The organism is Thalassobellus sediminis (assembly GCF_044386045.1).
In the GTDB taxonomy this organism is placed as follows: Bacteria; Bacteroidota; Bacteroidia; order Flavobacteriales; family Flavobacteriaceae; genus Thalassobellus; species Thalassobellus sediminis.
Window position 1 is genome coordinate 69,993 of record NZ_JBISCD010000034.1, and the last position, 20,665, is coordinate 90,657.

The 20,665-nt window shown below is 30.2% G+C and carries 19 protein-coding genes; 9 read left to right on the forward strand and 10 right to left on the reverse strand.

The features are described from left to right. Positions 1-6 precede the first annotated feature (6 nt). The 7 genes from ACH5TW_RS00665 (at position 7) to ACH5TW_RS00695 (ending at position 13,011) form a co-directional block, all read left to right on the forward strand. Positions 7-1,851, forward strand: a complete 1,845-nt coding sequence (locus ACH5TW_RS00665; RefSeq protein WP_439334544.1) for a metallophosphoesterase family protein — start codon at positions 7-9, stop codon at positions 1,849-1,851. Positions 1,852-1,898: 47 nt separating this feature from the next. Further along, positions 1,899-5,939: a hybrid sensor histidine kinase/response regulator transcription factor gene (locus tag ACH5TW_RS00670; protein ID WP_439334545.1), complete on the forward strand. Its 4,041-nt coding sequence runs from the start codon at positions 1,899-1,901 to the stop codon at positions 5,937-5,939. Positions 5,940-6,148: 209 nt separating this feature from the next. Continuing rightward, complete coding sequence (locus tag ACH5TW_RS00675) at positions 6,149-7,033, forward strand: inositol oxygenase family protein (protein WP_439334546.1); 885 nt, start codon at positions 6,149-6,151, stop codon at positions 7,031-7,033. 93 nt (positions 7,034-7,126) lie between these two features. Next, positions 7,127-8,704 carry a solute:sodium symporter family transporter gene (locus ACH5TW_RS00680; protein ID WP_439334547.1) on the forward strand — a complete coding sequence of 526 codons (1,578 nt, stop codon included), beginning with the start codon at positions 7,127-7,129 and terminating at the stop codon, positions 8,702-8,704. 10 nt (positions 8,705-8,714) lie between these two features. After that, positions 8,715-10,961 (forward strand): alpha-N-acetylglucosaminidase, encoded by a 2,247-nt coding sequence (locus ACH5TW_RS00685; protein WP_439334548.1) that lies wholly within the window; start codon positions 8,715-8,717, stop codon positions 10,959-10,961. Further along, positions 10,961-12,100: an acyltransferase family protein gene (locus ACH5TW_RS00690; protein ID WP_439334549.1), complete on the forward strand. Its 1,140-nt coding sequence runs from the start codon at positions 10,961-10,963 to the stop codon at positions 12,098-12,100. The genes ACH5TW_RS00685 and ACH5TW_RS00690 overlap by 1 nt, the downstream gene beginning before the upstream one ends. Before the next feature lie 62 nt (positions 12,101-12,162). Then, complete coding sequence (locus tag ACH5TW_RS00695) at positions 12,163-13,011, forward strand: zinc-dependent peptidase (protein WP_439334550.1); 849 nt, start codon at positions 12,163-12,165, stop codon at positions 13,009-13,011. 106 nt (positions 13,012-13,117) lie between these two features. Here ACH5TW_RS00695 and ACH5TW_RS00700 read toward each other — a convergent pair whose 3' ends face one another. The 7 genes from ACH5TW_RS00700 to ACH5TW_RS00730 all read right to left on the reverse strand — a co-directional run bounded on the left by ACH5TW_RS00700 (position 13,118) and on the right by ACH5TW_RS00730 (position 17,189). Next, complete coding sequence (locus ACH5TW_RS00700; RefSeq protein WP_439334551.1) at positions 13,118-13,729, reverse strand: pyridoxamine 5'-phosphate oxidase family protein; 612 nt, start codon at positions 13,727-13,729, stop codon at positions 13,118-13,120. A gap of 81 nt (positions 13,730-13,810) precedes the next feature. Then, positions 13,811-14,227: a hypothetical protein gene (locus ACH5TW_RS00705; protein ID WP_439334552.1), complete on the reverse strand. Its 417-nt coding sequence runs from the start codon at positions 14,225-14,227 to the stop codon at positions 13,811-13,813. Further along, the gene (locus ACH5TW_RS00710) at positions 14,224-14,361 is read right to left on the reverse strand and encodes a hypothetical protein (protein ID WP_439334553.1); all 138 of its coding nucleotides are present in this window, start codon (positions 14,359-14,361) and stop codon (positions 14,224-14,226) included. The genes ACH5TW_RS00705 and ACH5TW_RS00710 overlap by 4 nt, the downstream gene beginning before the upstream one ends. A gap of 103 nt (positions 14,362-14,464) precedes the next feature. Next, positions 14,465-15,448 (reverse strand): alpha/beta fold hydrolase, encoded by a 984-nt coding sequence (locus tag ACH5TW_RS00715; RefSeq protein WP_439334554.1) that lies wholly within the window; start codon positions 15,446-15,448, stop codon positions 14,465-14,467. 28 nt (positions 15,449-15,476) lie between these two features. After that, positions 15,477-16,031, reverse strand: a complete 555-nt coding sequence (locus tag ACH5TW_RS00720) for a carboxymuconolactone decarboxylase family protein (RefSeq protein ID WP_439334555.1) — start codon at positions 16,029-16,031, stop codon at positions 15,477-15,479. A gap of 132 nt (positions 16,032-16,163) precedes the next feature. Then, positions 16,164-16,574: a nuclear transport factor 2 family protein gene (locus ACH5TW_RS00725; protein ID WP_439334556.1), complete on the reverse strand. Its 411-nt coding sequence runs from the start codon at positions 16,572-16,574 to the stop codon at positions 16,164-16,166. 51 nt (positions 16,575-16,625) lie between these two features. Beyond that, on the reverse strand, positions 16,626-17,189 hold the full coding sequence (locus ACH5TW_RS00730; protein WP_439334557.1) for a TetR/AcrR family transcriptional regulator: 564 nt from the start codon (positions 17,187-17,189) through the stop codon (positions 16,626-16,628). 167 nt (positions 17,190-17,356) lie between these two features. Between ACH5TW_RS00730 and ACH5TW_RS00735 the strand changes: the two genes are divergently transcribed. After that, entirely contained in the window at positions 17,357-17,779 is a 423-nt protein-coding gene (locus tag ACH5TW_RS00735) for a CBS domain-containing protein (RefSeq protein WP_439334558.1), read from the forward strand. A gap of 111 nt (positions 17,780-17,890) precedes the next feature. Then, positions 17,891-18,304, forward strand: coding sequence for a CBS domain-containing protein (locus ACH5TW_RS00740; protein WP_439334559.1), 414 nt, complete (start codon positions 17,891-17,893; stop codon positions 18,302-18,304). A 2-nt stretch (positions 18,305-18,306) separates the two neighbouring features. On the opposite strand, the gene rpe is transcribed toward ACH5TW_RS00740, so the two are convergent. From rpe to ACH5TW_RS00755, 3 genes are all read right to left on the reverse strand, one after another. Further along, positions 18,307-18,969 carry a ribulose-phosphate 3-epimerase gene (gene rpe / locus ACH5TW_RS00745; protein ID WP_439334560.1) on the reverse strand — a complete coding sequence of 221 codons (663 nt, stop codon included), beginning with the start codon at positions 18,967-18,969 and terminating at the stop codon, positions 18,307-18,309. 199 nt (positions 18,970-19,168) lie between these two features. Further along, on the reverse strand, positions 19,169-20,032 hold the full coding sequence (locus tag ACH5TW_RS00750; protein ID WP_034041378.1) for a sigma-70 family RNA polymerase sigma factor: 864 nt from the start codon (positions 20,030-20,032) through the stop codon (positions 19,169-19,171). A 281-nt stretch (positions 20,033-20,313) separates the two neighbouring features. Further along, complete coding sequence (locus ACH5TW_RS00755; protein ID WP_439334561.1) at positions 20,314-20,628, reverse strand: hypothetical protein; 315 nt, start codon at positions 20,626-20,628, stop codon at positions 20,314-20,316. Positions 20,629-20,665 lie beyond the last annotated feature (37 nt).

Here is a 20,665-nt window from a genome sequence, read left to right on the forward strand (position 1 = left end):
ATAAATATGAGTTTTTTATTAAGATGTTTTTCTATTCTACTTTTATTAATCACATTTTCTTGTGAAAAAGAGGAAAGCAATGTCTTTAAAAAACAACAAATAGCCTTTATAGCAGATGCACATTTTGCTGATATTTATGGAGAATTTCAAGACGCGAGTTACAAAGGGATTAAAAACCCAGTAACGGGTGAATATGCAAATATTAGAACCATGAGTTCGCAATTGCAATCCACACGAATTTTTAACGAAAATTATTTTGCTTTTATAACAGCATTAAATGATATTGTTAATAGAGGCATAAAAATAGTCGCGCTTCCAGGAGATTTTAGTGATGACGGACAACCAATACATATTAGAGGGTTAAGAAGAATACTTACTGAATATTCAAAAAAACATGACATTTCTTTTTATGTAACAACAGGAAATCATGATGCCGTAAGACCTTTTACACAAGAAGCTAAAAAAACAGATTTTTTAGGAAAAGGAGGTAAAGAACAAATTATTACCAGTGTTAAAACAAATTCGATTTCAAAAGAAAATGAATTAGAACCTATTGTAACATTCGATATTAAAAATTGGGGTTATAAAGACATGATGCTTGAGATGGTCGATTTTGGTTTTTTTCCAAAAAAGAATGATTTGTATTGGGAAACACCTTTTTCAAAATACAATTATGAAACTTATAATTTCGACTTAGCATTAAAAGAATCAGTTTTAGAAAAAAGAGTTTATACTATTTATGAAACTAATTTATCTATTCCAGATGCTAGCTATTTGGTAGAACCAGTAAAAGATGTTTGGTTATTAGCTATCGATGCGAATGTATATGTGCCTAAAGAAGATTTGTCGCGTTTAAAGGATAATCCAAAAGATTTTTCGGGAGCAAGTATTGGTTATAACAATGTGCTTTTATACAAAAGACATTTAATTGATTGGGTGAAAAGTGTTTCAGAGCAAGCAAAAAAGAAAGGGAAAATATTAATCGCTTTTAGTCATTATCCTATGGTCGATTTTAATGACGATGCTTCCACTGAATTAAAACAATTCTTCGGAGATAATAAAATGCAGTTGCATAGGGTACCAGATGAGAATGTTGCTAAAATATTTGCCGATTCGGGGATTAATATTCATTTTGGAGGACACATGCATATTAATGACACAGGAGTGAGAACGACTAAAAAAGGAAATACTCTATATAATATTCAAACACCATCATTAGCAGCTTATACACCCGCTTATAAGATATTGACTATACATTCTAATGCAGCATTTGAAGTAGAAACAGTAGTTATAGATTCAGTTAAAAACTATAGCAGCTTATTTCCTTTTTATAAAGAAGAATATGCATACTTGCAGGAAACAATGCATTTTAAAATTTGGAATAAAAATATTTTAGATGCTAAAACATATAAAGAATTTACAGAATGGCATTTAAAGGAATTGGTAAGACTTCGTTTTTTGCCAAATGATTTTCAGGTTGATTTTTTAGAGACTTTTGTAAAAGCTTCTGGTAAAGATTTACTACTTTTAAATACAAGTGAACATGAGGTTGTTAAAATCAAAGAGCAACTGTTAAAACAAGGTTTAGAATTAAGTAGTTTTAGCAATTGGTCTGGGTTCGATATGATTTTTGACTTTTATAAATTAAGAAGTGCCGACCAATTAGCAATTCCAGAAGTTGGTGTTGAAAGATTAAAACAATATCATCTAGTTTGCGAGCAATTAAATGAAAGTCAAGATGAAAATCTTGTTTTATGGTCAAGAATATTTCAAAAAACATTGAAAGGTCAACCATCAAATCATTTTAAAATAAACTTGATTTCAAATAAAATAGAATCAATTAATCCTTGAAATTCATTATATTATTCAACCTTTATCATTGGATAGATAATTTAATTATGACAAATAAATTTTTAATATTATTTTTTTGTTTCAGTTGTTTTTTAGCTGTTAATTCTCAGAATATAAAATTTGAGCATTATAACGATAATAGTGGTTTGTCACATAATTCAGTTAGATATATTTCCCAAGATAACAATGGTTTTATGTGGTTTGGAACCTTTTCTGGGCTAAACCGTTTTGATGGCTATCAGTTTAAGTCTTATTTAAGCTCTTTTCCAGGAGAAAATAAAATATTAAATGACGATATAACGGCATTAGAGTATGATAAAGCTTTTAATAATTTATGGATAGGAACAAGAAAAGGATTAACGCTTTTTAAAAGTGATACGGGTGTTTTTAAAACATTTTTGAACGAAAAAGACAATCCAAATAGTTTGCAGGATGAAGAGATTCGATCTTTACATGTAGATGAATTTAAGCGTATTTGGGTAGGGACAAAAACTAAAGGTGTTTATATCTTTTATCCAAAACAAAATAGATTCGAAAAAGTCTTTATTGAAGGCTTTGAATATGTCAAGGAAATTTATAGAGACAAAAAAGGAAATATCTGGGTAGGTAGTTTTGCAACGGCATCTGTTGCTAAAATTACTTTAGATACTAAAGGTGAAATAGTAAAAATAGCAGATTATACACTTTCAATTCCAAATTCAGAAGAGAAAAACCCTTATATTAATTTTATTTATGAAGATGATAAGTTCGATATGTTTGTTGGTACTCGTGAAGGATTGTATAAGTTGGATAATGCTTCTAATACTTTTAAGAATCTTTATATAGAAGATGATGATATAAGAGGGAGTTTAGGTCCTTATTTTTTAACAGTAGTTCAAGGTCCAAATGGAAAATATTGGGTTGGTACTTTAGGAGGGATACTAGAATGTGATCAATTAGAAGATATAAATAAGGGTAAATATAGATGGTATTATTCAATTTTATCTGATGATACGTCTTTAGTTGATAATTTGGTATATGCACTTTATTTTGATGATTCAGGAGTATTGTGGATTGGTACAGAAGATGGATTGGATAAATATGACCCTTATGAGAATCAGTTTGTATTAAGTAAAGATATTTCTAAATATATAGGGAATCAAGCACCACGAATACGAGGGTTTTCTAAAACTTATGATAATAAAATAATTACTGCTACAAGGCATAACGGACTTTTTATCTCAAACCAAAATGGAGGATTTGTTCCATTATATAATAATCAAAAAGATATAGCTAGTATATATTCAGACGATGGAAAAATATTTTATTGCGGTTTATGGAACGGGAAAATTTTAGTATATAATTATGTTACAAATAATTCTAAAGAGGTTGATGTAGGTTTTGAAGCTTCCGCAGTATTTGCTTTTTCTAAAATTTCAGATTCAACAATTATGGTTGGTTCTTTTGGAGAAGGGGCGGTAATGCTAAATATAGAGAGTTTAAAAGTGCAAGATGCCAAAAGTAGATTATTGCCAGGTTTTGCTATTAATGCTATTGAAAAAGATCAAGTAGATAATTTATGGTTTGCGACTCAAACTGGTATTGTAAAATATCATGGAAAATCAGGTATTATAGAAACTTATAAATTGGTTTCTAATAAAGTAAATGGACTTGTAAACGATGAGGATGTAAGCGATGTTATGGTAGATAATAAAGGTAAAGTATATGTTTCTACACGTACAGGATTAAGCTATTACGAGCCGCAGACTAATGACTTTAAGTATTTAACAGAACCAAAGGAACTTGTTGGTAAGTGGATTACAGACATGGTTACTGATATCAATGGCGATTTATGGTTAAACATAAATAATAATAGTGTCGCAAGACTTAAAAATGATTTAAAAGACATCAATATTTACCAAGTAAATAGCGGTAATAGGTTAGATGTTTTTAGTTCAAGTGGATTTTATAATGATAAGGATTCTAATATTTATTTAGGAGGTAAAAATGGTATTATTTATTTCTCTCCTGAGACTATTATAGAAAATGAATGGTCTCCAACTCCAATCATTACAGAGTTTAAAATTCAGAATAAAGAAGTGCTTCCTGGAATGGAAATTAACGGACAAGTGCCTTTGATAAAAGATTTAAATTTTAGTAAAAGAGTCGAGTTAGACTATAAAAATCGTAATTTCTCACTTCAGTTTTCAGCACCATCATTTTCAGATACCAAGCTTAACAAGTTTGAATACATGTTAGAAGGCTTTGATAAGGATTGGATTAATGCTAGTAGTAATTCAAGAACCATTCAATATACAAATCTCTTTCCGGGAGATTATGTGTTTAAAGTAAAAGCGAGTAATAGTTACGGGTATTGGAGTGAAATAGAGTCATATCAGATAAAAATCACATCTCCTTTTTGGTTAACACCACAAGCATTTATATTGTTTACAGTTGTTTTTATATTGCTTTTTTATTTTACAAGAAGAGAGCTGAAAAATAGAAGTAAATTAAAACAAGAACTCTTAACTGAGAAAGTAAGTAGAGAACGTGATGTTAAATTAAACAATGAAAAACTTCGCTTTTTTACAAACATATCTCATGAATTAAGAACACCTTTGACACTTATTTTAGGCCCTTCTAAACAGCTTATAGAAGAAAGTAAAGGCTATGCAACCGACTATCAAAAAAGCAGATATAATTTAATACACGATAATGCCAATAGATTATTGAATTTAGTAAATCAAGTATTAGATTTTAGAAAATCTCAAACGGGAGAATTAAACCTAAAAGTATCTAAAACTGATATTATACCATATACTAAGAATATTTTCGATTCATTTAAAGAATTAGCATTTAATAAGCATATTCAATTAAATTTTAATTCAGATATACCAGAGATTATTGGTTGGGTTGATAATGATAAGTTAGATAAAGTATTATATAATTTACTGTCTAATGCTTTAAAATTCACTAATAAATACGGAAATGTAGATTTGTTTGTAAAGCTGAAAGATGGTGTAGAAAATATGTTGGTTGTTGAAGTAAGCGATAACGGTATAGGGATTCCTTTAAAAAGTCAGGAAAAAATATTTACTAGATTTTATCAAGCTAGTAACAGTAAAAGTCATAATACAGGTTCTGGTATAGGCTTGTCGTTAGTCAAATCTTTAGTAGAACTTCATAAAGGTATTATTAAAGTAGAGAGTGAACCAGAAAAAGGTAGTGTGTTTACAGTAGAAATACCAATAGACCGTGATTCATATCAAGATAATGAGGTTTTTGAATACGATTTTAAACAAGGGAAAGAAGAACCGCTACCAAAGATTGAAGCAAAAAAAGTTATTCAGAGTACCGAATTAAAACAAAAAATACTAGTAGTAGAAGATAATATAGAGCTTAGAAAGTATTTGGTTGATTATTTATCAGATTATTATAAAGTTTATGAAGCCGATAACGGAGTAAATGGATTAAAAATTTGTAGAAAAAAGAAACCTATTTTATGTGTCACAGATGTTATGATGCCTATAATGGGAGGTTTAGAGTTTTGTGAAGAATTAAAGAATGATGAGTTTATTAGTCACATTCCTGTAGTTATGTTAACAGCGCTTTCTGATAATGAAGATAAAGTTAAGGGGTATGGTACTGGAGCTGATGGTTATTTGGTAAAACCTTTCGATCCGTCGTTGCTTAAAACTGTTATTGAAAATATCATTAAATCCAGATTAGAATTAAAAGCTAAATTTTCAGGAGAGGTTGAAAGTGAAGTTGGTTTACTTACGCATTCACCAATTGATGAAGAATTAATGAATAAAGTAACTAATTTAATTAATGAAAATTTAAGTGAAGTTGATTTTTCTACAGATTTCATGTGTAAAGAATTAGGAGTAAGTGCTTCAAAACTATATCGAAAAATTAAAGAACTAACTGATTTAGCGCCTAATGAATTTATAAGAACAATGCGTCTTAAAAAATCAGCTCAACTATTAAAAACTAAAAAATATAACGTTTCAGAGGTTACTAATTTAGTCGGTTTTAATGATCCGCTATATTTTAGCAGATGTTTTAAAAAACAATTTGGTTTTCCTCCTAGTAAGCTTATAAAGTGATTGTTATACCCTTTTTTTATTGAGCTTTAAATAAATCTATCCATATTTTTGATGCATCTGTCCATTTTTTAATCGTTTTAAAAAGGGAACTTCGTTGTTCATAATAATAATAATAATAATGAAACACCCTTGGCTTAGGATTTAGTAAAAAAGAAAAATAGCCACAAGGATGTTACATGTGATAATTAAATAACAATAACTGTAAACACATGAAAAATGCATTAAATAAAGATCAGCAAAATCCGATGGAGAATGTTGATGACTGGGAAGAAAACTTGTTAGATAGATACCCAGATCCAGACGATATTACAACCGATAAGGAAAAAGAAGAGTTTAGAAATTATGTGGATTCAGAGAGGCTAGAAACGGTTAAAGAATTTTATAGAATTAACCATTTGTATCAAACGTATGATTTTGTTTGTGAAAAAGAAGCTGATTTTTTAAGATTCAATAGAAAAGAATTATCTGTTTGGGATGCTGTAGAGTTTCTAAACACTTTAGTAGATGATAGCGATCCAGATATAGATTTAGATCAAACCCAACATCTTTTGCAAACATCAGAAGCAATAAGAGCTGATGGTCATCCAGATTGGTTTGTGCTTACTGGTTTTATACACGATTTAGGAAAGGTTTTATGTTTGTTTGGAGAACCACAATGGGCAGTAGTTGGAGATACATATCCTGTTGGATGTGCTTTTTCAGATACTATTGTTTATTCTGAATTTTTTAAAGAAAATCCAGATTATTCAAACCCAAAATACAATACCAAATTAGGGGTTTATAAAGAGCATTGCGGACTAGATAATGTGAAGATGAGTTGGGGACATGATGAGTATTTATACCAAATACTGAAAGATTATTTGCCAGAACCAGCTTTGTATATGGTAAGATACCATTCGTTCTATTCTCAACATAGAGAAAACTCGTATAGACATCTAATGAATGATAAAGATGTTGAAATGTTTGAATGGGTTAAGAAATTCAATCCTTACGATTTATATACAAAAGCACCAGTTAAGCCAGATGTAAAAGCATTAATGCCTTACTATAAGGAATTAGTAGCTAAATATATACCCAACAAATTAAAGTTTTAAATAGTTTGAAATTATTTTTTAGTATGATACGATACTGTGTCTTACTTCATTATGCACTTAGATTAACCAACAACTAAAATCAACCAACTAATTATGTATACCGTTATTTCATTTATTGTCTTTACAGCTTTTGTAGCTATTTTTTCTTGGTACAAGTTAAGAAAGGAGAAATTAGATTCTCAAGACGGTTATTTTTTAGGAGGCAGAAGTTTAACAGGCGTTGTTATAGCAGGGTCTATGTTGCTTACAAATATTTCTACAGAGCATTTAATTGGAATGAATGGATCTTCATATAAAAACGGATTCATAATTATTGCTTGGGAAGTTACATCAGCATTAGCTTTAGTGATCGCCGCTATTTATTTTGTTCCTAAATATTTACGAATGGGACTTACAACTATTCCGGAGTATTTAGAAAATAGATTTGATAGTACAACAAGAACGTTGGTCGCGTTATTTTTAATGATTTCTTTTATTGTAACATTAATCCCTATTGTTTTATATACAGGGGCTATAAATATTGAAAGTATTTTTAATATATCAGAAGTATTAGAGGTTACTAAAGAAGAAGGTTTATGGATAACGGTTGTTTTTATTGGAGTTTTAGGGTCTATTTACGCTATTTTTGGAGGCTTAAAAGCAGTCGCTGTTTCAGATACTATTAATGGTTATGGACTTTTAATTGGTGGTTTAGCCATTCCATTATTTGCACTTATTAGTATTGGAGACGGGAACCCTCTAGATGGTTTAATTAAGGTTTACAATCATAGTCCAGAAAAGTTTAATGTAATAGGCGCTAAAGATTCGGTGTTGCCATTTGGAGTTTTGTTTACAGGACTCATAATAAATCAACTCTATTTTTGGAGTATGAATCAAACTATTATTCAACGCGCTTTGGGTGCTAAGAATTTAGTTGAAGCTCAAAAAGGATTACTTTTTACAGGCGTATTAAAAATTTTAGTGCCTCTTATTATAATTTTACCTGGCGTTATAGGTTTTTATTATTTTGGAGATTCGCTTTACGATAATCAGGATATGATTTACCCTGAACTTATCAAAAAAGTATTGCCAGTTGGTTTAGTTGGTATTTTTGCAGCTATTGTGTTAGGAGCTGTTTTAAGTACTTTTAATAGTGTATTAAATAGTGCTGCAACCATATTTAGTATTGATGTTTATAAAAGACATTTTGGTAAAGATGCCAGTGATAAAAAATTAGTAAGAATAGGGAAGTTAACTTCTACTGTTTTAGCTGTTTTTGCTATACTAGCAGCGCCTATGGTTGCTAATGCGCCAGATGGTTTGTATCAATTATTACAACAATTAAATGGTATCTTTTTTATTCCTATTGCATCTATAATGTTAGCTGGGTTTTTTCTAAAAAAGATATCTGCAATGGGTGCTAAAGCGGCATTAGTTGTAGGTCTTGCGTTTTATATATTAACCACCTTTGTCTTTAAGGTTAATATTCATTTTGTACATATTTGGGGTATTGAGTTTTTATTGAATTTAGCCGTTATGTTTGGAGTGTCTTATTTCTATCCAGCAGATTCAGAATATAATGAAGAAGATTTACATATTGTAGAGCTAAAAACATGGAAATACACCAAGCCAATGGCTATATTTTTATGTGCGGTTACAATACTTATATATGTGTTATTAGGTAATAATTAAATTAAAATCCGTGAAATTTTCAATCAATAAAGCAATAAAATCAATACTCTTAGTAAGTGTTATTTGTGTCTTTCTTTACAGTTGTAATTCTGAAGTAAAACAAAAACAAGCGTTTACACCTTCTGAAGCTTTAATTCAAAGGGTTTTACCAAATCATGCGTCAAATTTTATTGTAGAAATTGATACATTAACTGTTGAAGATTGGTTTGAATTAGAATCAAAAAACAATAAAATCATATTAAGAGGAAATAACCATGGTTCTATAGCCTCAGCATTATATTTTTATTTAAAAGAATACACACATTCTCAAATTACTTGGAACGGTACTAATATTAATGTAACTGAAGATTTACCTGAGGTTTCAAAGTTAATTCATAAAAAAACACCTTACAAGTACCGTTACTATTTTAATTACTGCACATTTAATTATACTATGAGTTGGTGGGATTGGAATCGTTGGGAAAAAGAAATAGATTGGATGGCTTTACATGGTATTAATATGCCATTAGCAATTACAGGTGAAGCCTATGTTTGGGATGAGGTTTATAAATCGTATGGTTTTACAGATAAAGATTTAGATCCTTTTTTTAGCGGACCCTCTTATTTCTCTTGGTTTTGGATGGGCAATTTAGATGGTTGGGGCGGCCCGTTGCCAATGAGTTGGAAAGAAAGCCACAGAGATTTACAAATAAAAATATTGAGACGCGAGAGAGAATTAGGTATGAAACCTGTTTTACCAGCATTTACAGGTCATGTGCCAGCGTCTTTTAAGAAGTTTTTTCCAGATGCTAATTTAAAGCAAACTAACTGGGGAAACGATTTTGAAGACACTTATATATTAGATGCTAACGATCCGTTATTTGCTGAAATAGGAAAGAAATTTCTAGAAAAACAAACGGAAATCTATGGAACCGATAATTTGTATTCTGCTGATACTTTTAATGAAAATGAACCACCTTCAGACGATCCTGAATATTTATCAGCACTAAGCGACAAAGTTTATGAAGGTATGAAAGCTGCCGATCCAGAGGCTATTTGGGTCATGCAAGGTTGGTTGTTCTATAGCCACAGAGATTTCTGGAAAGCTCCACAAATAAAAGGATTATTGGATGCGGTTCCAGATGATAAAATGATTATTCTTGATTTAGCTTCAGAAATTGAACCTGTTTGGAAACGAACAGAAGCTTTCTATGGAAAACAATGGATTTGGAATATGCTTCACAATTTTGGAGGGAACATTAGTATGTTTGGAAGAATTGAAACCATTGCCGAAGAACCTGCAAAAGCTTTAACGGATGCTAATTCAGGTAATCTTAAAGGTATTGGGTTGACTATGGAGGCGATAGAACAAAATCCTGTTTTATATGAATTAATGACCGATAATACTTGGAGAGATACTTCAATAGATTTAAATGCATGGCTTAAAAAATATATTCTTAATCGTTATGGTAAAGAAACTGATAATTTGTTACAAGCATGGGATATACTTGTTCAAACAGCTTATAACGGAAAAGAAATTAGAGACGGAGCCGAATCTATTATTGTGGCAAGACCAACTTTTGAAGGTTATAGAAGATGGGCAAGAACAAAGTTGAATTATGCGCCAGAAGATTTATTACCCGCTTGGGATTTGTTTATCAAATCTATTCCAGATTGTGAAAACTATGATGGTTTCGAATACGATTTGGTTGATGTAACACGTCAAGTATTGGCTAATTATGCATTGCCTTTACAACAAGAGTTTGCTAGAGCTTATAAAGAAAATAATAAAGAAGCTTTTAATAAATACAGTTCAGAGTTTATTGAATTAATAGAAGATATAGATCGTTTGCTTGCTACAAGAAAAGATTTTCTATTAGGACCATGGATTGATGATGCAAGAAGTTGGGGAACTACCGAAGCAGAAAAAGCAATTTACGAGCAAAATGCACGTGATATTATTACACTTTGGGGAGGCGCTGATAACAGACTTCATGAATACGCAAATAGACAATGGAGTGGTGTTTTTACAGATTTTTATAAACCACGTTGGGAACAATTTTTCACAGATGTAAAAGCTGACTGGGGAACATTTAATCAAGATGCTTTTGATGCTAAAATAAAATCATGGGAATGGGGATGGGTAACTTCTAGAAGCGATTATCCACTTGAAGCAACAGGTAGTTCATCAACTATCGCTAAAGAATTACATGATAAATATAGATCTAAAATTGAGCCTTTAACAAAGCGTTTACCTATTATTAAATACAATTATTAATGACGGAAATAATCCAAAAATCTAATCGTTTTTTGTCCTTAGATGTTTTCAGAGGGTTGACTATTTGTTTAATGATTATTGTAAATACACCTGGTACAGGAGCCAATCTATATCCGTATTTGGTACATGTACAGTGGTTTGGTTTTTCGCTTGCAGATTTAGTGTTTCCATCATTTTTATTTGCTATGGGGAATGCTATGAGCTTTTCCATGAACAAACTAAAACAAGCTGAAACTAGTTTTGCTTTAAAAAAAATAATTAAGCGCACCTTTTTAATCTTTTTGTTTGGGTATTTAATGTATTGGTTCCCTTTTTTTAGAGAAGGCATAGATGGAGCATGGGAACTAAAACCAATAAGTGAAACACGTATTATGGGTGTTTTACAGCGTATTGCATTGTGCTATTTATTTGCATCTCTAATATTTTATTATTTCTCCGAAAAAGCAGCGGTTATTATTTCTGCAATAATTTTGTTGGCCTATTGGGGAATCTTATATCTATTCGGAGAATCAGGAGCAGTTTTGGATATGGCAACAAATGCTATAGCAAAGTTAGATCTGTCAATATTAGGAGATGGGCATATTTATAAAAAAGATAGTATTCCATTCGATCCAGAGGGTATATTGAGCACCTTGCCGTCTATTGTAAATGTTCTTGTTGGTTATATTGCAGGTTCTTTTGTTCAGCAAAAAGGAAAGACTTATGAAGGTATTAGTAAATTACTAATTGCAGGTTTCTTATTAGCTGCATTAGGACTTTGGTGGGATTTAATTTTTCCTATATCTAAAAAACTTTGGACGAGTTCTTTTGTGCTATACACAGTAGGTTTAGATTTATCTATCATGGCTGTTTTAATTTATGCTATAGAATTAAGAAAGGTGAAGTTTGGTGTTGCCTTTTTTGATATCTTCGGAAAAAACCCTTTGTTTATTTATCTATTTTCAGAGTTGTTCTATATCATATTACGACAAATTAAAACCAGTTCTGGATTAGATCTTTTTGAATGGGTAAGTGAAAGGATTTTTCAAAAAATATTACCAGGAGCATTTGGAGCTTTAGTAACAGCATTAGCTTTTATGATGTTATGTTGGTCATTAGGTTGGTGGCTAAATAAAAAACGAATTTATATTAAAATATAATTTACTATTAATATTATTAGTCGTTCTTGTACTTTTGAAAGTAAATAGACGTTTTTAATTTTATGTTATATATTTTAATAGCTGAAGACACCAATGCTAGCAAAGTACTACTGGGTATTTTGTTTGTTGTATTAGCATCCATCATCTTATATTATACTTTTAGGTTGATAGAAATGGCCTATGTATTAAAGTTTAAAAAACCATTGTATAATCATTTTTATATTTATTTAAGGACACTAAATGATAATCAAAAAGGTGTTTTAAGACAACAATTTTCGTTTTATAATAATCTTAGTAATAAAGAAAAAAAATATTTCGAGCATCGGGTGGCCTCTTTTTTAAAAGATAAAGATTTTATTAGTAGAGAAGGTGTTATAATAACAGATGAAAAACAAGTTTTAATTGCTGCAACAGCAGTCATGTTAACTTTTGGATTTAGAGATTTTTATATTGGGCTTATTTCAAAAATTGTAATATATCCAGAAGCCTTTTATTCTAATACAAATAATGCTTATCATAAAGGGGAATTTAATCCGAAGCTTAAAGCACTTGTGCTTTCGTGGAAAGATTTTCAAGAGGGTTATAGAATTGATAATGATAATTTAAACTTAGGTATTCATGAATTTACACATGCTATTCATTTAAACAGTATAAAAGAACGTGATGTTAGCTCAATTATATTCAAAGATTCTTTTAAAGAGTTGTCAGTACTATTAACTTCAAAGGCAGGAATAAAAGAAAAGTTAGTTAAATCTGAATATTTTAGAGGTTATGCTTATACCAATCAATTTGAGTTTTTAGCAGTCATAATCGAAAATTTTATAGAAACACCTCAAGATTTTAGATCTGAGTTTCCTCTCATATATGGTAAAGTTAAGCAGATGCTTAATTTTAATGTTGGTGGATATTAAAGATGATTAGGGTTACTTGTTTGTTATCAATGAATGTATAAATATAATATTTCAACATTCTTTAAATAGGAGCTAAAAGCTACTACATAAATATTGAAACTTGTTCTTATTTTTTTGACTTTAGTTCTTCTATTTGAGCCTCTAAATTAATAATGTGTGTTTTTAACGGTATAATTGCTTCTTCAACGTCGTTCATAGTATAACGCTGTATAATATGTTGTGGGCAATTCCAATCGTAAGCTTCTATGTGAAAAATCATCATGCGTTCAGGTTTAAAATTATAGTCTTCCAAATTGAGGGATTCTTTTAATTCAGGATTATCCTTTAATACTATTATTTCAGATTTGGCAAATATTTTAAGTCTTGATTTATTAGGGTAATCCATAATAAATAACGAAACCTTGTTATTCGTTTTAATATTTCCAACTGATACATACTGCTTATTTCCTGAAAAATCTATAAATCCTAGACGTTTAGAATCTAATACTTTTAAAAATCCTTTGGGACCACCACGGTGTTGAATATATGGATAGTTTTTTGTTCCTATGGTTGCCATATAAAAACTGTCACGTTTCTCTATAAAGCTTATTTCGCTATGAGTTAATCCATCAATTATATTAAACTTTTCCATGCGCTCATAGCCATTTCTGCTACCATGTTTTGTTTGTAATTTTTTAACTGCATCTGTAAATGCTATTTCTGCGAAATTTTTAGCCATTATAATTGTTTTAAGCTATTAGTCGTTAATATAAAATACAAGGAAATTTAATTTGTTTCCTTGTATTTTATTATAAAGGTTTTAAGACGTTGTAACCTCATATTTAATTAAAAATATTAATGGTATAGCATAAGCTAAGTGCCTAACCAACGTTATTAATGGCATTGCAGGCGATAAATCTATCCCAGCGACTCCTGCTCCTAATAATGGGAGCATAAATAACCATACTAATGCAACGGTTTCAGCTGCGACAAAAATTAATGGTCTTAACCATTTAGGACCCCAAAGTGACGGTGCAATTCCAGTAAAAAGAATGGCTAATAAAATACCGTTAGAGTAGTGACCAATAACACCATAAGTTAAGCCTAATCCAGTTTTTGCTCCAAGTATTTCTGGTATGTCCCACCAGTTTCCTGTTATAATTAATCCGACTAGATCAAATAAGATGGTTCCTATAAATCCGGCTATTATAGCATTTTTCCAATTTATCGTTTTCATAATTCTGTTTTTTGAATGGTTATTAATGTTGTTTGAAAATGTCTTGAATTTAAAATGGGGTTTAGGTAAGTTCTTTTAATTTTACCATAACTTGATTCTTTGAGATCTTTTAAAGAAATATAATTTGTATTCATGAGATCCTTTTTTTTTAATAGAGAAAATCAGTTCAAGAAGACGTAATCTTTTTATTTAACAAGGAATATGTATAAACTCGAACTGACTGCTACTAACTAACACTTATTGAATTTTATTTTTCTTTAAAAAGTTTAAAATATAATTAGCTATTTCTTCTCCTTTTTCTTCTAAGGCAAAATGCCCTGTATCTAACAAATGAAATTCCAAGTTTTTTAAATCTCTTTTGTATGGATGTGCACCATCAGCAGGAAAAATATAGTCGTTTTTTCCCCAAACAATTAGAGTAGGAGGTTGGTGGTCTCTAAAATACTGTTGCCATTCTGGATATAAAGGCACATTCGTTCTATAGCTATAAAACATAGCCAATTGAATATCGTTATTTTCAGCTCTTGTAAGGTGTTGTAAATCTATATTCCAGTTATCAGGACTTATTTTTGATACATCTTGCACACCATGTGTGTATTGCCATTTTAAGCCATCAGGTGAATGAAACCCTTCTAATGGTTTTCCATTTTCAGGCGTATAGTCGTTCCAGTATTTTTTAATAGGTATCCAGAAATCTTTCAATCCTTCATCGTACGCATTTCCGTTTTGAATGATTAATGATTCTATGCGTTCAGGATATTTAGAAGCAATTCTAAAGCCAATTGGCGCACCATAATCCATCAAATAGATACTGTATTTTTCAATATTTAATTTTTCTAGAAACCCTTCTACAATATTTGACATATTATCAAATGAATATTCGAAGTCTTTTATTAATGGTTGATCACTTCTCCCAAATCCTGGGTAATCAGGAGCTAATACATGATATCGAACAGACAAGTCTGTTATTAAATTTCGAAACATATGTGATGATGTTGGGTAGCCATGTAATAAAAGGATTGTAGGCTTATTTATATCTCCAGCTTCTCTATAAAAAATATTTAATCCGCTTACTTCTATTGTTTTGTATGAAGTTGTATTATTAATTATAGGTTCTGCTTCATTATTTAATATATCGGTACTGTTAAAAGAGAATAATCCGATAGATAAAACAGTTATTGCTGTAAGATTTAATGCTGATTTTAAAATTTGTGTTTTCATAATGTTATTTATTAATATTTGTTAGTGTTTATACTTCTTGATTTATTTCTAATGATGTTGCTAAAGGAAAATCTATGTTAAATCCTCCGTTATGAAATACTGTATTTGTAATTGTCGTTAATGAAACGATGGCTATTAATTCTGCAAAAGCAGCTTTATTATATCCAGCATCAAAAAAGTTTTCTATAACAGATTCTGATGGGTGGCCTTGAGTGTTCACAAAAGCACTAGCTAAAGTAACCAAGGCATTTAGTTTCGTATCTTCAATAGTATTGGTTCTTAATGCTATAGTTTCTTCTTCAGTAAAACCATTCATTTTTCCAATAGCTGTATGTGCAGATAAACAGTAGTTACAATTATTAGCTTGTGATGTTGCTAAAGCTATGGCTTCATATTCTTTACCAGTGAATTCTCCACTTTTAAGAGTGTCTGTAAAGGTTAAGAAACCTGCCAATAATTTGTCTGAAACGCCCATAGAAGCGTATAAGTTTGGAAGCATACCTATTTTACTTTTAATGCCTTCAAAAATTGCTTGAGAATTTTCATTTACTTGATCTACTGTAAGTGGTTGTAATGTTTTCATAATGTTTTTGTTTAATAAATGTTTAATAATTTTTTTAATTCTAATTGGCGTTAAGATTATAATCTATAACGTCTTTTGCTGTTCCAAATGGAAAGTCTTCCTTGTTGTGTTTTCATGTTTAATGGTTTTTAATTATTTAAATTTTCTTTCTGATTCTGTTATTGTTATGTCATTTGCACTCATATCTCTTACTTGCATAATGCCGTCTTTATCAAACTCCCAAAGTTCGTTTCCATGAGTTCTGTACCATTTATTAGTATTAGCATCCTGCCATTCATATTCGAACCTCACAGCTATTCTATTGTCGGTAAAAGACCATAGATGTTTCTTTAGCTTATAATGCAATTCTCTATTCCATTTATTAGATAAAAATTCTACAATAGCTTCTCTACCAATAAAGAATTTGTCTCGATTTCTCCATTGAGAATTCTTTGTGTATGCTAATGCTACTTTTTCTGGGTTTTTGCCGTTCCAAGCATCTTCTGCGGCTTGTACTTTTGCTTTTGCTGTTTCCATTGTAAATGGAGGTGTTATTTTTTTCATAGTTATATTTTTTGAACAGACAGGTCTGTTTATTTTGTTTAAAAAAAATCATTAGTTGATTAATAATTTTTTACATGCTTTTTTAGCAGCTATAATAGGCCAATCGTTTTTTTGTATTTGAGAAAGTATAATAGCACCTTCTATTAATATTAAAACTTGATCTCCCAAATCGTTAGCTTCATCAGTTGTTATATCATCTTCTTTTTCAAGTTCTTTATGAATCCATTGTCTTAATTCATTTTTATGATAGATTGCTTGATCTTTAATTTTGTCATGCCCAGATGGAATATCAGTTATAATATTTTGCCATCCACAACCTCTAAAATTAACTTCGCTTAACCATTCTATTAAATAATCAAAGCATCCAATGACTTTGTCTTTGGCTTCATTGTTTTTTGATACACATGTTTCTAATTTCCCCATCCACATAGAATGCCTTGCAATTAAATAAGCAACAGCAATATCTTCTTTAGATCTAAAATGTTGATACATGCTGGCTTTTGCAACTCCTGCTTCTTCTATTATTTGATTTATTCCCGTTTGGTTATAGCCCTGGAAATAAAATAATTTTGAAGCTGTTTCAATAATTCTTTCTTTTACACCTAATTTTTTCATGAGACAAAGATACATTCAATGTTAAAAAAACAGACAAGTCTGTATATTTTTAACATTATTTTAACATGTTGGATTGTTCAAATCATTTTTTTACATGACTTTTATCATACTTTTTTGAGCTTTAGTTTTATAATTTTAGAGATAACAAATACTAAATTATATAAGTCATGATAAAGAAAGCACCTGTTTCCATGATAATGACTGAGCCAGTTATTACTTTAAATACTACCGATAATTTAGAAAAGGCCGAATATCTTTTTAAGCATAATCATATTAGGCATATTCCTGTTGTATCTGATAATGCTGTGGTTGGAATGCTTAGTTATACAGATTTACTACGATTAAGTTTTGGCGATGTTATAGATGAGTCAGATGATGATTCTAAAGATGTTTTAGTTTATAATATGTTTACTATAGATCAAGTAATGAAAAAACAAATAGTAACAGTATCTACTTCTAATTCTATAAAAGATGTAGCAAAAATACTTGCAGTTGAAGAGTTTCATGCCTTACCGGTAGTTGATAGAAATAGATTAGTTGGAATAGTAACTACAACCGATCTTATTAAATATTTATTGCGTCAGTTTTAAATTCTGCTCATTCATTAAATGAATTCAATTTACTTCTTTAAGCTGATATTTATCATAAATTAACGCTTAGTTGTTAAGTAATTTTGTTGTAAACTTATAAATACTTATAAAATGAGTCATAGAATTCCAGTGTCTACTATAATGAGTAAAAATATTATTGCTTTGACAAGAACAGATAACTTAGAAAGAGCTGAAATGCTTTTTAATAAATATAGAATTAAACATATTCCTGTTGTAAGTAGAGATGTTGTAATAGGGATGTTAAGTTATTCTGATTTATTAAAAATAAGTTTAGCAGACGCATCTCAAGACGATTATAATGTAAATGCTGTAGTTTATAATGCATTTACTATAGAGCAAGTCATGACAAAAGATGTGGAAACTGTAGGAAGTAATACAACTATAACCCAAGCAACTCAAATTTTAGCAAATAGAGGTTTTCATGCTTTACCAGTTGTAGATGATGGTATTTTAACAGGAATAGTTACAACTACCGATTTATTACAGTATTATTTAAAACAATAATGTTAAGAATTAGCAATGGTTTTTAACTCTTTTATGGTTTCAGTTTGGTTACTGCTTTTAAATACATGACTACCAGCTACAAAAGTATCTGCACCAGCATCAACTAATTGCTTAATATTTTTATTGGTAACACCACCGTCAATTTCTATGCGTGTATTTAAACCTTGCTCTTTGGCCATTTTGCGTAGTTTCTGAATTCTATTATAGGTAATATCTTCAAATTGTTGACCACCAAACCCTGGGTTGATAGACATTAATAGTACCATATAACATTTAGGTAAAATATCTTCTAAAACAGAGATAGGAGTTGTTAAGTTAAGTACAACACCAGCTTTACAGCCAGCATCTTCAATTTGTGTAAGCGTTCTGTGCAAATGAACTGTAGATTCGTAATGAACCGTTATAATATCGGCTCCAACTTTAGCAAATTCTTCAATATAGCGTTCTGGTTTTTCAATCATTAAATGAACATCCAAAGGCTTGGTTGCATGTTTTTTAATGGCCTGTATAACTGGCATTCCGTAAGATATGTTCGGAACAAAATGACCATCCATCACATCTATATGAAACCAATCAGCATCACTTTTGTTAACCATTTCAATGTCTCGTTGTAAGTTGCCAAAATCTGCGGCTAGTAAAGAAGGTGCTATTAGTTTAGAATTCATTATAAAATTGTTGTTTAGTTTTTGCAAATATAGAAACTAAAAAAATAAAAGTTCTTTTAAATTGGAAGTGTTTTAATGAAAATATATGAAAAATGAACCCACGGTAATCAGCCGTGGGTTCTTTCATCAATCAAAAAACGAACAGTTATGTGTAACTGTTTGTTACTGTAATTTAGTCGTAATTCTTAATAAAAAATTACTATCCTAAATATGTTTTTAATATTTTACTTCTAGACGTATGTTTTAATCTACGAATAGCTTTTTCTTTAATTTGTCTAACACGCTCACGTGTTAAATCGAATGTTTCACCAATTTCTTCTAAAGTCATTGGGTGTTGGTTTCCTAAACCAAAGTATAAACGAATAACATCAGCCTCACGAGGCGTTAATGTTTCTAAAGCACGTTCAATTTCAGTACGTAACGATTCGTGTAATAGCTCTCTATCTGGGTTAGGAGATTCTCCACTATTTAATACATCGTATAAGTTAGAGTCTTCTCCTTCAACTAAAGGCGCATCCATACTTACGTGACGACCAGAGTTTTTCATAGACTCCTTAACATCGTTAATTGTCATGTCCAATTCTTTAGCGATTTCTTCAGCAGATGGAGGACGCTCATGACTTTGTTCTAAAAAAGCAAATGTTTTATTAATCTTGTTAATAGAACCAATTTTGTTTAAAGGTAAACGTACAATACGCGATTGTTCAGCCAAAGCTTGAAGAATCGATTGACGAATCCACCAAACAGCATACGATATAAATTTAAAACCACGAGTTTCATCAAAACGTTGAGCCGCCTTAATTAAACCTAAGTTACCTTCATTAATTAAATCTGGTAATGTAAGCCCTTGGTTTTGGTATTGTTTAGCTACTGATACCACGAAACGTAAATTAGCTTTTGTCAACTTTTCTAAAGCAATTTGATCTCCTGCTTTTATACGTTGAGCTAATTCAACTTCTTCGTCAGCAGTAATTAAATCTACTTTACCAATTTCCTGTAAATATTTATCTAACGATGCGGTTTCTCTATTGGTAACCTGCTTCGTAATTTTAAGTTGTCTCATCTAAGTTTCCTGTAATTTATAATATGAATAAATAGGTCGTTCAATAGTTATACGTATATATGTCTAAAAATGTTACAAAAAGTTTCAAATTATTTTTTGTGTTTCTATTTTTAAGACCCTATAAACTTGAATAAGTCACGTTTTTTTCTGATTTTATGTTGTAATTGTAATAAAAACAAGTTGTTTGTTAATTTAGCTTTTTAATATTTTAAGGTTTAAAAGCCCATTATAAAATATTTTATGATGGGCTATTTGACTAATTCAAATTAAGCAAACACTTTTTAATCTTCAATTTTAATTGTTACTGTACTTTCTATTATTAGTTTTTTATTATTTAACCTGGCATCGTTAAAAAATAGTTTAGCATCTAGTTTTGCATCAATAAGCTCGTTTATTCTGTCATTATCATACATACATAAATCTTTTGCATTTCCTTCTGTAATAGAAAGACGCTTAAGTTTGTGATGGTTTATTTTTACATCTAAAATAGAATCAATAATATCTGCTGCTTCAGTTGGATTAAAAGTTCCATCAATAAGCTTGATTTCCTGTTGTACATTTTTAATTTTTTTTGCTTTTTTTGATACTGCTTCCATGGTTTTTATTTTGTGGTTTTACTTCGGTTCAAATTTG

Excerpts from the sequence above, each read along its gene's own strand:
- ACH5TW_RS00665 (WP_439334544.1), top strand. The coding sequence starts at position 7 with ATGAGTTTTTTATTAAGATGTTTTTCTATTCTACTTTTATTAATCACA.
- ACH5TW_RS00670 (WP_439334545.1), top strand. The coding sequence starts at position 1,899 with ATGACAAATAAATTTTTAATATTATTTTTTTGTTTCAGTTGTTTTTTA.
- ACH5TW_RS00675 (WP_439334546.1), top strand. The coding sequence starts at position 6,149 with ATGAAAAATGCATTAAATAAAGATCAGCAAAATCCGATGGAGAATGTT.
- ACH5TW_RS00680 (WP_439334547.1), top strand. The coding sequence starts at position 7,127 with ATGTATACCGTTATTTCATTTATTGTCTTTACAGCTTTTGTAGCTATT.
- ACH5TW_RS00690 (WP_439334549.1), top strand. The coding sequence starts at position 10,961 with ATGACGGAAATAATCCAAAAATCTAATCGTTTTTTGTCCTTAGATGTT.
- ACH5TW_RS00695 (WP_439334550.1), top strand. The coding sequence starts at position 12,163 with ATGTTATATATTTTAATAGCTGAAGACACCAATGCTAGCAAAGTACTA.
- ACH5TW_RS00700 (WP_439334551.1), bottom strand. The coding sequence starts at position 13,729 with ATGGCTAAAAATTTCGCAGAAATAGCATTTACAGATGCAGTTAAAAAA.
- ACH5TW_RS00705 (WP_439334552.1), bottom strand. The coding sequence starts at position 14,227 with ATGAAAACGATAAATTGGAAAAATGCTATAATAGCCGGATTTATAGGA.
- ACH5TW_RS00710 (WP_439334553.1), bottom strand. The coding sequence starts at position 14,361 with ATGAATACAAATTATATTTCTTTAAAAGATCTCAAAGAATCAAGTTAT.
- ACH5TW_RS00715 (WP_439334554.1), bottom strand. The coding sequence starts at position 15,448 with ATGAAAACACAAATTTTAAAATCAGCATTAAATCTTACAGCAATAACT.
- ACH5TW_RS00720 (WP_439334555.1), bottom strand. The coding sequence starts at position 16,031 with ATGAAAACATTACAACCACTTACAGTAGATCAAGTAAATGAAAATTCT.
- ACH5TW_RS00725 (WP_439334556.1), bottom strand. The coding sequence starts at position 16,574 with ATGAAAAAAATAACACCTCCATTTACAATGGAAACAGCAAAAGCAAAA.
- ACH5TW_RS00730 (WP_439334557.1), bottom strand. The coding sequence starts at position 17,189 with ATGAAAAAATTAGGTGTAAAAGAAAGAATTATTGAAACAGCTTCAAAA.
- ACH5TW_RS00735 (WP_439334558.1), top strand. The coding sequence starts at position 17,357 with ATGATAAAGAAAGCACCTGTTTCCATGATAATGACTGAGCCAGTTATT.
- ACH5TW_RS00740 (WP_439334559.1), top strand. The coding sequence starts at position 17,891 with ATGAGTCATAGAATTCCAGTGTCTACTATAATGAGTAAAAATATTATT.
- rpe (WP_439334560.1), bottom strand. The coding sequence starts at position 18,969 with ATGAATTCTAAACTAATAGCACCTTCTTTACTAGCCGCAGATTTTGGC.
- ACH5TW_RS00750 (WP_034041378.1), bottom strand. The coding sequence starts at position 20,032 with ATGAGACAACTTAAAATTACGAAGCAGGTTACCAATAGAGAAACCGCA.
- ACH5TW_RS00755 (WP_439334561.1), bottom strand. The coding sequence starts at position 20,628 with ATGGAAGCAGTATCAAAAAAAGCAAAAAAAATTAAAAATGTACAACAG.